Source organism: Pseudoalteromonas sp. PS5, assembly GCF_004103255.1.
Taxonomy (GTDB): Bacteria; Pseudomonadota; Gammaproteobacteria; order Enterobacterales; family Alteromonadaceae; genus Pseudoalteromonas; species Pseudoalteromonas peptidolytica.
In genome coordinates this window covers 17150-30565 of the sequence record NZ_RCSQ01000074.1, presented here as the reverse complement: position 1 = coordinate 30565, position 13416 = coordinate 17150, and the positions used below count along the sequence as shown (strand labels likewise).

Here is a 13416-nt window from a genome sequence, read left to right as displayed (position 1 = left end):
TTATCCCGAGCTGGGGTTAAGTAAGCTATCGTAACTGCCCACACTTCACGCATTACTAATAGACACTGATTGCTAAAGACTACTGAGCCACCTGCGCTAACATTATACCCAGATACTGCTTGTAAAAAGCCTCGAAATAACGAAAAGTCCGTCTGGAATATTTCTATAATAATTTTAACTTCTTGATTATATTGCTAATAAAATAAAAATGAATTCATGATAACTTCATAAGCGACTCACCGAGCAGAGATAGTTAATCTTGTCGTCAACAGCAGGGGACAGCCTGTGAGCTCCTCTAAACAGATAGATAAAATAATAAAGTTGATGTAAGGATTTTCTTATGCTTTTAAATAAAGTAGCAATGGCAGTAATTATGGCTGCAACATTAAATGGCTGTAGTCAGTTTCAATCGTCTGAAAGCGAAAAATATGCAGGTGCAGAATTTGTTGAACAAAAGCATATTGAGCGCGGTGATATTGGTATCGCATATGAAAAGTTTGAATTGGAAAATGGCCTAACCGTTATTCTACATGAAGACCACTCTGATCCATTAGTGCATGTGGATGTGACTTATCATGTTGGCTCTGCACGAGAAGAGTTGGGTAAGTCAGGGTTTGCTCATTTATTTGAGCACATGATGTTTCAAGGCTCAAAACATGTGGCAGATGAAGAGCATATCAAAATGGTGACTGAAGCGGGTGGAAAGCTAAATGCCACAACGAATTTAGATAGAACTAACTACTTCCAAACCGTCCCAGTAAATCAATTGGAGAAAATGCTGTGGTTAGAGTCAGACCGTATGGGCTTTTTTGCTCAAGGTATTACTCAAGAAAAGTTTGAAGTGCAACGTGCTGCGGTAAAAAATGAACGCATGATGCGTTATGACAACGTGCCTTATGGGCAGGGTACCGAAAAGTCGCATCAAGCCCTGTATGGCTATGGGCATCCTTATTCTTGGATGCCAATTGGATATATGTCGGATCTAAATAGAGCTGATGCCAACGATTTAAAAGCCTTCTTTAAACGTTGGTATGGCCCAAATAACGCGACACTAACGATTGGTGGAGCAATTAGTCGCGATGACGTACTGCCGTTGGTACAAAAATACTTTGGCTCAATACCGCGAGGTGAGGCCGTGACCAGCGCTGCAAAACAGCCAGGTACATTGAGTGAAACTCGTTTTGTGTCGTACGAAGATAATGTGTCACTGCCAATGATCAGAAAAACCTATCCGACGGCCTATATGGGGCACCAAGATGAAGCCGCATTAGATGCCCTAGGTTATTTTATTGGCCAAGGTGAAAGTTCAATGCTGCGTCAGAAATTAGTTGATACTCAGCAAGCTGTCCATGCAAGCTCTGCGCATAAGTGTTTTGAATTATCTTGTCAGATGATTATTATCGCACTGCCACACCCTGTAAGCGGTAAAACGTTGACGGCGCTAAACCAAGATATTGAAACCTTAGTGAGTGACTACATTGAAAATGACCTGACTCAAAATGACATTGAGCTATTTATTACCAAACGAGAAGCAGAAATTGTTAGAGCGCTGCAAAGTGTGCAAGGTAAAGTGTCAATGCTTGCCGAATTTGAGACTTTCCATAACAGTCCTGACTACTTGAGTCAGCAGCTAGCGAGTATCAGAGCGCTGAAAGTAGATGATATTAAGCGAGTATATGCTCAATATGTTGCTAACAAACCGCATACTGTGCTCAGCATTGTACCTAAAGGTAAGCCGGAGACAGTGGCGCAACCGGACAACTATACACCAACATTTTTCGAACCAGCAGGCACTGAAACGGCAAAAGCTGAGGTAGAGTTACCTATTATCGTAGATACTTTTGACCGCAGTATAAAGCCTACCTCTGGTGCTGCAAAAACGATTACGTTACCCAAGCTTTGGAAAACAAAAACGATGAATGGTATTGAAGTGTTAGGTGCAGAAGATGCTGAAACGCCTACTACAACCTTACTATTGCAAATTCCAGCAGGTCGCTTATATGACCCAGAGCAATTACCAGGTGTTGCATTATTAACGGTGGAAATGCTAACAGAAGCCACAACTCAACATACAAAATCAGAACTCGCTCAGCAGTTAGCTAAACTCGGTGCGGAAATATCATTTGATGCTAAGCCTGAGCATATTGAAATTGAGGTGTCGACTTTAACGAAGAATCTAACGCAAACATTAGCGGTGTTGGCTGAGAAGTTATTGCAGCCTAAATTTGCTGAATCAGATTTTGATCGAGTGAAAGGCCTTGTCATGGAGTACAGTAAAACAGAGCGAGATAGTGCTGACTTTTTAGCGGATAGTGCATTAAATGAAGTGATGTATGCAAAAGGAAACTACAGTAAACCTTGGTTACCTACTGTTGACGAGCTTGCAAAGCTAGAGCTTACCGATATTAAATCCTATTACGCCAAGCAAGTTCGCCCGCAAGGTAGTAAATTGTCGGTAGTATCTGATATGGCGCAGCCTAAACTCATTGCGGCATTGGAAGGTGCACTATCTAAGTGGCAGGGTAAAGGTGAGCTTACTATGGTTGAGGCAACACCTGCGCAGTTAGACAGCAACACGATTTATCTTGTACACAAAGAAAATGCACCTCAGGCGCAGATCAGGGTGGCAACGCATACTGTGGCTGCAGACTTATCAGGTGAGTATTTTAAAAGTCAAATTATGAACTTTGCATTCTCAAATAGTTTTAACAGCCGTATTACGCAAAACTTGCGAGAAGATAAAGGCTTCACCTATGGTATCCGTGGCACTTTCTCAGGAAATCGAGACACAGGACATTATGTGATTTCTTCAGGAATTAATGCTGAAAATGTGGCAGATGCACTAAACGAGATTCAACATGAATTAAACTTGGTCAGTAAATCGGGACTGACAGACAAAGAAGTGGAGTTTACAAAAAATGCCATTGCCCAACGAGATGCACTGAAATATGAAACACCAGCTGCGAAATTAAGTTTCTTTGCGATGATGCACGCACATAATGTTGATTCAAGTATTGTAGAAACACAGGCTAACATTATCGAAAAGGTGACTAAAAAAGAACTAAACCAATTAGCTGCTAAGCACCTTGCACCAACAAATATGACTTACATTGTAGTGGGGGATGCGCCTTCATTGACAACGCAACTAGAGGCTAAGGGCTTTAAAGTTAAAACATTAACCGTTCAATAAGTTAACCAAATTGATCCCAACCGTGGCGGGCACTCTGTGCTCGCCATTTTTTTAACTCGACTTTTGACAAATAAGCGCATATCCAAGTTGTATTTTCGCTAGTTACTAGGAGGATGGCAAACACGTGGTAACTGAGTACCAATACGATACCATCTATTATTTGTGCTGGCATGCCCTAGCGTTGATATAACTTAATTTCATTATGGTATCGAGTGATGTAAGAAATCAGCAGTTTGTTACCATGTGCATCTAAATAGTAGATGCTAGAGTCGGCATTGACTACGGACTTTATATCCAGAACGGTTTCAAGGGTGTTATCGTCATTAAGCTTAAATACAGACTGTCGATTATAAAGGTATATATCACCGTTAGCTGCCGTTATCATGGGTCTGACCTTTTCACCGTTCAAGCTATGGTGCAGGGCTTCACCCGATATTAACGGGGTGACTTCGGTGGTTATAACGTTCAATAGTGCAATGTCTCGATTGCTTGATAGCGTGACAAGCTGGGTATCGTCATACCAGTCAATGCCGACAATATTGCGAGCAGGAAGAGTTGTGCTCTTTTGATCTCTGATAGAGATCACTTCAATTATCTTATCATCCGTTATTTCATGGGCGCGCAGCTGTGCCACTCGATTATTGTGTAGGCGGGTGTCACCATTTTTTTCGTTATCTGGCATCGTATATAGTATATCGAGCGAGCCTAAAGCTCTTACTTGGGCGACTTTATTCACTGTCTGCTTAACCAATATTTGCTGCTCGGCAGGATCGGAGTCAATGATTGAATATCCAGCACTCAGTTGTGTGATAGGGCTATATCTATGATGTTGGTCGATTCGAATTACAGTATATGACTCGGTGTCCTTAAAGACCGAATCCGTGTAGGCAAACTCTCCTTCTCCAAGGTAGGCCATAATCACTTCGTAGATCTTGGGTTTAGCAAAAGTTGTTGACTCGCCCGTTTTTAAATCAATGACATAACTATCATGATCATAGCCATAAGTCGTCATGAGTAGCTGGCTCTTTGACATAGGCAAAACGTAAGATGTTGGCTCTACTGCTACCCTAACAGGTGGTAGCTCAGTTAAAGTTTGCATTGAATAACGCTTTATTTCGCTGCTGTCATGGTCAAACCACAACACTGTTTTTTGCTTAGGATCCCAATTTGCAGCCCATAACAAATGTGGATATTCAGCTAATTTCAAGGTTTTATGGCCATTGAGTGTGGTGACTAATAGCTCAACCTTATCACCAATGTTACGTGTAAAAATCAACTGTTGTGTGTCGGGGATGATTGCAAGCAGGCGATCACCAAAACCATGATTGCTGGGTGTCGTGATCCGAGTTTCTTTTTGTGTATTAAGGTCATAACGATAAATGGCTCCGAGGCTAGGTATCCCTAAATAACCCCGTCGGCTATACACTATTTGTGCTTGGCCGAAATCAAATATTGCGTTGATAGCGCCGCCAGAGCATGGGAATAAAGCTTGATCGCGGTTAACGGTGTTTGGAGATAGGCGATGTTTGCGATATTCGCATACCGGTTGCTCTGAGTCGCGCTCGGCTTGGTGTAGATAGTAAATCCAATTACTGTCAGCGGACCACCCTAAAATGGAACTGTTTATCGGTATGCTTAGCGCCTTCTCATGTTGGGTGGTGAGATCCATCAGTCTTATCTCTCCTAGTGTATTCGCTTCATTGGTCGCGGATTTAAAGCTATAGGCGAGGTAGCGCTGATCTGGAGAGTTGTATAATTTGCCATGATGGCCTCGATACCACGAGAGTATTTGATTGTTAAATGTTGCAGCTTGTGGTGGCTGACGGTTACGCTCAGTAGTTTGACGGGGCATTTCTACATACAGGGTGATGGCAATAGCTGCCAAGACAAAACAGGTAAACGCAATAAGATAATATTTATAAGGCTTTGATGCTTTGCTTTTTTTGCAAACAGCGGTCTCTGCTTCAGGGGGCAACTCCGCTGCATCTGCTAGCGGTACAGTAAAGCTATAGCCTTTTCGGTAGTGCGTTTTAATCACTGGTTTTGGTTGCAGATCAGAAGCCAGCTGCTTTCTTAGCTCGAATATGACACGGTTAATTGTATTATCATCAACAAAGCTAAGATGCCACACGTTTTGCGCAAGCTCTTGGCGAGTAATGATCCGGTTTTGATTTTGAATAAAATACATCAGTGCTTTGAAAAGTAATGGCTCTAGCTCTTTACTTTCTTGGGTGTTACTGATGGTTTGCGTGGCTGTATTCAGTTGCCAGCATCCAATATCAATATAGTTCGGGTGTGTTGTTTCGAGATCCATGAAAATACCAAATTAGTGACCAGTAATATCAATTTGCTTGGGGTCTGTTGACCTTTGCTGTTTGATTTTTGTTCCTCTGAGTGTGTCTTGTTCACTGCGCTCGACTTGCCGCCAAGTAATCTAAGTAAAAGTTGGGCAACAATGAACAACGCGCACTCAGGTAAATCCAAAACGCTGAGCTCTATTAGCACTTCTGCTGCGTTGCTCAACATAGGAGTAGGGTAAGGTGACTTTGTAGTAGCACATAGTCTTTATCGCCTGATTTACATAGACACACTATGCTACGTACGCACTGCCTTGTATAAATACCACCCAAACTATTGCAACAACAAACTTGAAAGGTACACAGATCCTAATGCCGATATTATCAAAGATTTTAAAATAATATTCAGCAGTTATTACTTATATCTTTGGGAATTAACCGCTGCAAGAGTTGGTTACGGTTAAAAAAGCAGTGATATTGTTGAGGTAAGTACTTTAGTGGTTGGGGTTTAATGTAAGGAAGCAACCTAGACTAAGCAGTTGCTTCCTTGCTCCGAGTTTTCAGTTTGGGATCAATCAAGTAGTGGAAATTGCTTTGCAATCTCAGAGCCGGTACTGCTTGCTACCCATCCCTCTTGATTATTAAAAAGGCGAATTGCCGTAAACTCTGGATCACTGCCCATATCGAACCAGTGTGGTGTGTTTTCTGGCACTGAGATAAGGTCGCCCTGCTGGCACAGTACTTGGTATACCTTGTTGTTTAAGTGCAGGCAAAATAACCCTTGTCCTTTAACAAAAAAGCGCACTTCGTCTTCACTATGAGTATGCTCAAAAAGAAACTTTTGTCGTAACTCTGGGGCGCTTGGGTTGCCCTTTGCAAGTGAAATGACGTCAACAGTTTGATAGCCACCCTGCGACTTTAGCCTTTCAACATCGTGTTGATAGGCATCAATAATCTCGGTTTGCGACATGTCCGAGTGGATGTCTTTTGTGGCCTGCCACTGTTCAAAGCGAACGCCTTGCTCTGCAAGTAAAGATGCGATTGTGTTTGCATCCTGCACTTGCTGTAGCGCTTGATTTGGGTTGTTTGCGGAGAAAATGGTGAGTTGACTCATGAAAATGCCCCTTCATCAAAATGATCAAAATTTGATATGACTGGATGCTCTGCTGATGTTGATTGAGCATCTCTAAATAGCTGCAACGTCTTCATACCTGCTGCCTTTGCAGCATCCAGTTCTGCGACAATATCGCTTAAAAAGAGAATATGCTCGGCCTCGTACGGCAAGGTGGCAATAATGTTCAGATATGCTGAAATTTCCTGCTTAGCGCCCACTTTAGTATCAAAATAATCGCTGAAAAGTGCACGGATGTCACCGTAGTCAGAGTGTGCAAAAAGGAGCTGTTGGGCTTTTACTGAGCCCGAGGAGTATACATATAAGCTTCGGCCATTAGCTTTTTGTTGGGTCAAAAACTGGTAGGCGTCTTCATACAGGTGTCCGGTAAAGTCACCATTTTTATAACCAAACTGCCAAACAAGACCTTGTAGTTGTTTTAATGGCGTGATTTTCTTATCAGCAGCAATCCATTCAAGTAGTGCTGTGATCACGGTATCAATATCGGCGTTAGCATTATCCAACTCCGCTCTTACAGTACTAATTTGCTCGGCAACGTCGGCGTCGTGTTGATGGTCGCGAATAAATTGTGGTAAATGCGCCGTGGCATACGGGAATAGCATCTCTTTGACAAAAGAGATGCGGGTAATGGTTCCTTCGATATCCGTTAGTATTGCTTTGATCATTGGCGCCCCTCCAATTTTATGCGTTCTAGTTCGCAGGCAAACAAAAATTCTAGGCCTTCAATATGGCGACGGGTTTCTTGTACTGATTGTCCAACTGCATACAATCCATGCCCTCGTATTAATACACCATGTCTTATCGGTGTAGTCTGATGACGTTGAGCCACGTGTTGTGCCAGTCGCTCGATGTCCTGGTCGTTGTCAAAAATAGCAATAGATAAGGTTTCTTCATGCGATTGAATACCGGACAGTGACTTTTGCATTTCGTAACCGCAGATCTGTAGTTGCTCGCCTTTCATGTAGCGTGATAATACTGTCGCAGCGACTGAGTGAGTATGCAGAATACACTGTGCGTGGTCGCATAGTGCATATAACTTAAGGTGCAAAGCCGTCTCGGCGGAAGGTTTACCACTGCCCGCAACTATGGCACCCTCAGAGTTTAATTCTAAAAATTGTTCAGGGGTTAATTTGCCTTTATCAAAGCCGCTGGCCGTGACAACAAAGCCAGAGTCTGTTTTGATAGAAAAATTACCACCAGTCGCGGGAACCCAGCCTTGCTGAGCAACCCAAGCTCCTGCTTCGATAAGCGCGAGTTTTGCGGCTTGTGTGTGCATATCTTACACCTATAAATTAAATGCGTTTGGACGGCTATACATCTATTTTGAGTAATGATAGCATCCACTCATGATTAGCACCATAAGAAAGAGAGTGTCGCCAGTGAAAAGTAAGTTACCTGAAGTCGGGATCAGTATATTTAGCCAAATGACGGCATTAGCTAATGAGCATGGTGCAATTAACTTATCTCAGGGCTTTCCTGAGTTTGATGCACCTGATTATCTGAAGTCACAGCTGAATCATTATGTTCATGCAGGTCAGAACCAATATGCGCCTTCGGCTGGAATACCAAACCTGCAAGCGCAAATCGCAGCATTAATTGCACGTCGTTATCAGGTGAATGTGTCAGGGCAAGAGCAAGTAACTGTGACGTCAGGGGCGACTGAGGCATTGTTTGTGGCTATTCAGGCTATTGTATCAAAAGGAGATGAAGTCATCGTATTTGACCCAGCTTATGACTCTTATGAGCCTGCGATAGAACTGGCTGGAGGTAAAGCAGTACACATTGCGTTAACTGCGCCGAATTACCAAATTGATTGGCAGCAAGTCGCCGCAAGTATCACTGCCAAGACTCGCGCTATTATTATTAACACTCCTCATAACCCTTCCGCAAAAACCCTAAAAAGCGACGATTTAGCACAGTTGAAGCAATTACTAGAGCAGCATGACCTCCTACTTATTAGTGATGAGGTATATGAGCACATCACGTTTGATGGCTTTGCTCACCGAAGTGTGCTGTCGGATCCTGAGCTATTTGCACGTGCCTTTGTGGTTTCCAGCTTTGGTAAAACGTTCCACAGCACAGGCTGGAAAATGGGCTACTGTGTGGCGCCAAAACAGATGGCTATGGAGTTTAGAAAGATCCACCAGTATGTAACGTTTTCGAGCTTTACTCCAGCACAGCTTGCGCTAGCAGACATGTTAGCTGAGCAGCCTGAACATGTTGATGAATTAAGTGCATTTTACCAACACAAGCGAGACGTGCTCGTTAACGCATTGGCATCGAGTCGATTTGAGTTGTTACCAAGTGAAGGTACTTATTTCTTATTGTTGGACTACAGTGCCATTTCTGAACTTGATGATGTTGCATTTTGTCGCTATTTGGTGACCGAGGTGGGGGTTGCCGCTGTACCTCTTAGTGTGTTTTATCAACAAGCACCTAAAGACAAAGTGATTAGATTATGCTTTGCTAAGGAAAACCAAACATTAGAAGAGGCTGCAAAACGTTTATGTCAACTTTAACCGTTTCTCTTGTTCAAACAGATATCCAATGGCTGTCGCCAGAAGCTAACTTTACCCAGATAGAACAGTTACTCGAAGGTTTAGAGGACAGTGATTTAATCTTGCTACCAGAAACGTTTGCTACTGGGTTTGCGGTAAAAGAGCAGGGTGTTGAGCATCATGCTGAGGCAGCCATCGCATTTTTACAGCAATGTGCTCAGCGTTTTCAGGCTGTGGTGGCTGCTAGTATATTGATTCCACATGAAGAGAAAAAAGCCAATCGTATGGTGTGGTGTCAGCCAGATGGAGAGATATGGCACTATGACAAAAGGCACTTATTCTGTTTAGGCAATGAGGGGGATTTTGTGGTGGCTGGGAAGTGCCGTGAAGTGTTCGAATTAAACGGAGTTAAATTTTTACCGCAGATCTGCTATGACTTGCGTTTTCCCGTTTTTCAACGCAACCACAATGATTATGACGTGATGATTAATATCGCGAATTGGCCCGCAGCACGGCGCTCGCACTGGGATACTTTGCTCGCAGCTAGAGCTATTGAAAATCAATGCTTTGTTCTGGCAGTAAATCGAGTCGGTCAGGACGGTTATGGGACCGAGCATGATGGCGGTACCAAGGTTATCGATTTTAATGGTAATACCCTTGACTCTGTTGCTGATGAAAGGTCTGGGATTATTACTGTTCTGATCGATACAAATAAACTAGCCGAATACAAAAGCCGCTTTCCAGCGTATCTGGATGCCGACGCATTTGCTTTGACGTAATGCTGCCACTGTTTTAAAGCAAAGCGAAGAGCAGACGCTTCACCCAGCCATGCTGGGTGAATTCGTCACATACTGTTACTATGAGGCATTGTATTGGTGCACCAATAGCTCTCCATCCTCACGCTCTGCACGGTATTCATCTTTTGATAGGTGGAAGTAGCTCAATTGTGTACGCATTTCATGGGCTTGTTCAGCCATTTGCCGAGCCGCAGCCATGGTTTCTTCCGTTATCGCTGAATTTTCTTGAATAAGGTCAGTTAATCGCTGAACCACTAAATCAACCTCTTTTATGGCCTGCTGCTGCATCGAAGTCGACTCATTAATCTTAATGATATTATGATTAACATCACTCACTGCGCCTACTATTTGCTCCAGTTTTTCTCCTGAATCGTTGGCAAGCTCTGTGCCTTGCTCTACTTTTTGGTTGCTGTTGGCAATGATTTCTTTTATCTGTTTTGCCGATGCTGCACTTCTACCAGCCAGTTCTCTCACTTCATTTGCGACAACAGCAAACCCTCTGCCATTTTCACCTGCACGAGCCGCTTCTACCGCAGCATTTAATGCAAGTAAGTTGGTTTGAAATGCTAAGCCATCAATAACGGAAACAATTTCATTGATGTCTTTACTGGCTTTATTTACTTCGTTGATTGCTGCGACGGTTTGAGACGACAGGCTACCACCTTCTTTTGCAATATTTTCTGCATTTCTTGCAAGGGTTACGGCATCTCCAGATTGATTCGAAACTTTTGTCAGTTCGTCTAACATATTGCCCGTACTGGCGCTCGCCTCCTCTAAGTTTGCGGCTTGCTCTTCGGTACGTTGACTAATCTCTGTATTGCTTGCCGCTATCTCACCTGCACTTTGGGCAACATAATTGGCTGCGGTTTGGATCCCTTCAATTACGCTCGTCAGCTTCTGTATAGTGGTATTCGTATCGTGTTGCAATGCGGCAAACACACCAAGATAATCTCCCTCGACTTTATTGCTTAAGTCTCCCTTAGCAATATTGGCCAACACGCTGCTCACCTCGGTAATTGCATCAGAGATTTGTTGTGTTGAGTCATTTACGTCGTCCTTAAGCTGCTGCAATTGCCCTTGTAGCGGTAGCGCTATTTTTTGGCTAAAGTCACCTTCAGACATCGCTCCCATCACGCTACCCAACTCTTCGACTACTTGATTGAGGTTATTTACAGAGCGGTTTATGTCAGTTTTCAGGTTGTCTAGTTGACCAGACATTCCAGACTGAATCGTTCTGTCGAAGCGGCCATGACTGATGGCCATCATTACGGTCGATATTTCAGATATAGCGACATCGACAGAGGTAATTGAGGCGTTAATGTCATCTTTGAGCTGCGCAAGCTGTCCTGTCGCTGCCACATTCACTTGTCGCTTAAAATCACCATTACTGACCCCTGCCATCACGGTGCCTATCTCTTTCATCACCTTGTCTAGGTTTGCCATGCTGGAGTTGATATCTTGTTTGAGCGTATCGAGTTGCCCTGCTAAAGGTGCATCTAGCTGAACTGAAAAGTCGCCTTGTTTCATTGCTGACATGATATTACTTATCCCGTCAATTGCGCTGCTTAAACTCTGTACCGAGTTGTTCACTGCATCCTTAAGCTGCGCTAATTTTCCTTTTGCCGGAACTGTCACTTTTTCTTTAAAGTTACCTTGTTCAATATTTGTCATTACATGGACAATTCCGCTCATGGTTGAGTTAATGGATGAGAGGGAGTCGTTGATATTATGTTTGAGCTTTTCCAAATCACCAGACATGGGGACGCTTAGCTTGGTATCGAAGCGACCCTGCGCCATATCAATAGAAATGTCATTGAGTTCTGAGATTGCGCGGTTTAATGTATTAGCGCAGTGATTCGTTGCTTCTTTAAGTGTTTCTAATTCGCCTCGGCATGGCACTTTAATTCGGTCGTCAAATTTACCAGAAGCCATTTGATTCATCACACGATTAGCCTCTGTAATGGAGAGTTGTAACGCATCTAGCAAAGAATTAAATGCCTGTGCACTTAACCCTATTTCATCAACACTATGAACTGGGGCTCGAAGAGAAAAGTTACCTTCTTGCTCGACAGATTTCATCGTATCAACCAGCTCACGAACAGGTTTGGTAAGTGTTTTGGAAAACCAGTATGCGACAAACAGCACCAGAATTATCGTGATGGCGAGTATGAGTGTAAGATATTGAGATAGCGAAGTGATTGAAGAAAAGGCTTCTGTTTCATCGATTTCGGCAAGTAATGCCCAGCGTGTATTAAATATATCAACGGGCGTGAAGGCAGAGAGTACCTTTTCGCCATTGTAGTCTTCAATGATTTGCTGTCCAGACTGATTTTTCAATGCTTGTGAAACGGCAACGGTGTCGACTTTTCCTCGCTCTGGATAGCGAAAAGAATTGACCACTGAATGATGTTCTGGATCTAAAAAAGAGTCGGAGCGCATCAGCCCTTCAGGGCCTACTAAGTAAGTTTCGCCACTGTCACCTAGACCTTCACGCTCAGTCATGATGGCGTTAATTGCATCAATGGATAGTTGAATCGCTATAATCGCAACGATTTGACCATCCATTACTATAGGTTTACCGATAAAGCTAGCTGGGGCGTTATAGGAAGGTAAATACTGGCTGTAATCAGCAAAAGCGCTGACGCTCGGGTCTGTTACTTGTTTCAACTCTTGGTATAGAGTAGCTAAGTTGCTGTTTGAGTAAGGTCCAGTTTCAAGAGAGGTCGCAAAGTCCACTTCCTTAAATACAGAATAAACAATGTTGCCACTATTAGGGTCAATAATGAAAATGTCATAAAATTCATTGATCTCAGCAACGTTCAGTAAGTAGGGATGATAGCTACGGTGGGCTAAGTCGTAGTCGTCCAAGTGGCCCGTTTCGATAAATTTATGCTTTTCACCAATCGGGTAGGGGTTATCTGCTAAATATCTAGTTTGCAATGCGAGCCCGGTGCCTGAGAGGTTGTCTATCAAGTTTGTGGTAGCAATACCAGAGGAGTTGCTTTGGTTAAATTTAGGAACAAATACATCGTCATAGAAACGGCTCAATTTCGTGCTATTTTGACCACTCTCCTGAGCTGTAAAGCTGGTTACAAATTCCTGCGCCATAATGGGGATCAAAGGATTTGCAGTAAACGCATCGAGTTTATTCTCAACAGTATCAAAGTAGCGTAAAACCGCGCTCTTCTTTATTTCACTAACCGCACCAAGTTGCGAGTATACCTGCACTGTCATTGCATTCGACGCCGAGTTCAGGGCAATAGAAATAATCACGATTAGTGGCACCAGCGCAACAACTAGAAAAGCAAAGGTGAGTTTCTTGGTTAGATTAAGCGAGCGAAAGAATTGTGAAAATCCAGACATAACCTAATTCCCTGTTGTGATAGAGGTATCTATAACAGCATAGAACAGTATTGGTTAAGATCTAGGCAAAATATAAAAAAGCCCAGTGAGTAAATCACCGGGCTATTCTAGGTATCAAATAACCAGAGCGCTAAACAAT

The 13416-nt window shown here is 43.1% G+C and carries 9 protein-coding genes; 3 read left to right on the top strand and 6 right to left on the bottom strand.

All coding sequences use genetic code 11. From position 1 onward, the window contains the following. The first annotated feature begins 340 nt into the window (after positions 1-340). Positions 341-3190 carry a pitrilysin family protein gene (locus D9603_RS10380; protein WP_128731251.1) on the top strand — a complete coding sequence of 950 codons (2850 nt, stop codon included), beginning with the start codon at positions 341-343 and terminating at the stop codon, positions 3188-3190. A gap of 175 nt (positions 3191-3365) precedes the next feature. On the opposite strand, the gene D9603_RS10375 is transcribed toward D9603_RS10380, so the two are convergent. The 5 genes from D9603_RS10375 to D9603_RS10355 all read right to left on the bottom strand — a co-directional run bounded on the left by D9603_RS10375 (position 3366) and on the right by D9603_RS10355 (position 7895). Then, a complete protein-coding gene (locus D9603_RS10375) occupies positions 3366-5504 on the bottom strand; it encodes a winged helix-turn-helix domain-containing protein (RefSeq protein ID WP_128731250.1) in 2139 nt (712 codons plus the stop codon). Beyond that, entirely contained in the window at positions 5450-5716 is a 267-nt protein-coding gene (locus D9603_RS22105; RefSeq protein ID WP_128731249.1) for a hypothetical protein, read from the bottom strand. Before D9603_RS22105 ends, D9603_RS10375 begins: the two co-directional genes overlap by 55 nt. Positions 5717-6058: 342 nt before the next feature. Next, a complete protein-coding gene (locus D9603_RS10365; RefSeq protein ID WP_128731248.1) occupies positions 6059-6601 on the bottom strand; it encodes a cupin domain-containing protein in 543 nt (180 codons plus the stop codon). Next, complete coding sequence (gene mtnC / locus D9603_RS10360; RefSeq protein ID WP_128731247.1) at positions 6598-7284, bottom strand: acireductone synthase; 687 nt, start codon at positions 7282-7284, stop codon at positions 6598-6600. The genes D9603_RS10365 and mtnC overlap by 4 nt, the downstream gene beginning before the upstream one ends. After that, a complete protein-coding gene (locus tag D9603_RS10355; protein WP_128731246.1) occupies positions 7281-7895 on the bottom strand; it encodes a methylthioribulose 1-phosphate dehydratase in 615 nt (204 codons plus the stop codon). Before D9603_RS10355 ends, mtnC begins: the two co-directional genes overlap by 4 nt. Positions 7896-7965: 70 nt before the next feature. Between D9603_RS10355 and D9603_RS10350 the strand changes: the two genes are divergently transcribed. Both D9603_RS10350 and D9603_RS10345 read left to right on the top strand, forming a co-directional pair. Continuing rightward, complete coding sequence (locus D9603_RS10350; RefSeq protein WP_170178642.1) at positions 7966-9138, top strand: methionine aminotransferase; 1173 nt, start codon at positions 7966-7968, stop codon at positions 9136-9138. Beyond that, complete coding sequence (locus D9603_RS10345) at positions 9126-9896, top strand: amidohydrolase (protein ID WP_128731244.1); 771 nt, start codon at positions 9126-9128, stop codon at positions 9894-9896. The genes D9603_RS10350 and D9603_RS10345 overlap by 13 nt, the downstream gene beginning before the upstream one ends. Before the next feature lie 78 nt (positions 9897-9974). On the opposite strand, the gene D9603_RS10340 is transcribed toward D9603_RS10345, so the two are convergent. Beyond that, entirely contained in the window at positions 9975-13277 is a 3303-nt protein-coding gene (locus D9603_RS10340; RefSeq protein ID WP_128731243.1) for a methyl-accepting chemotaxis protein, read from the bottom strand. Between the last annotated feature and the right edge of the window lie 139 nt (positions 13278-13416).

Excerpts from the sequence above, each read along its gene's own strand:
- D9603_RS10380 (WP_128731251.1), top strand. The coding sequence starts at position 341 with ATGCTTTTAAATAAAGTAGCAATGGCAGTAATTATGGCTGCAACATTA.
- D9603_RS10340 (WP_128731243.1), bottom strand. The coding sequence starts at position 13,277 with ATGTCTGGATTTTCACAATTCTTTCGCTCGCTTAATCTAACCAAGAAA.
- D9603_RS10375 (WP_128731250.1), bottom strand. The coding sequence starts at position 5,504 with ATGGATCTCGAAACAACACACCCGAACTATATTGATATTGGATGCTGG.
- mtnC (WP_128731247.1), bottom strand. The coding sequence starts at position 7,284 with ATGATCAAAGCAATACTAACGGATATCGAAGGAACCATTACCCGCATC.
- D9603_RS10345 (WP_128731244.1), top strand. The coding sequence starts at position 9,126 with ATGTCAACTTTAACCGTTTCTCTTGTTCAAACAGATATCCAATGGCTG.
- D9603_RS10365 (WP_128731248.1), bottom strand. The coding sequence starts at position 6,601 with ATGAGTCAACTCACCATTTTCTCCGCAAACAACCCAAATCAAGCGCTA.
- D9603_RS10350 (WP_170178642.1), top strand. The coding sequence starts at position 7,966 with ATGATTAGCACCATAAGAAAGAGAGTGTCGCCAGTGAAAAGTAAGTTA.
- D9603_RS10355 (WP_128731246.1), bottom strand. The coding sequence starts at position 7,895 with ATGCACACACAAGCCGCAAAACTCGCGCTTATCGAAGCAGGAGCTTGG.
- D9603_RS22105 (WP_128731249.1), bottom strand. The coding sequence starts at position 5,716 with ATGTTGAGCAACGCAGCAGAAGTGCTAATAGAGCTCAGCGTTTTGGAT.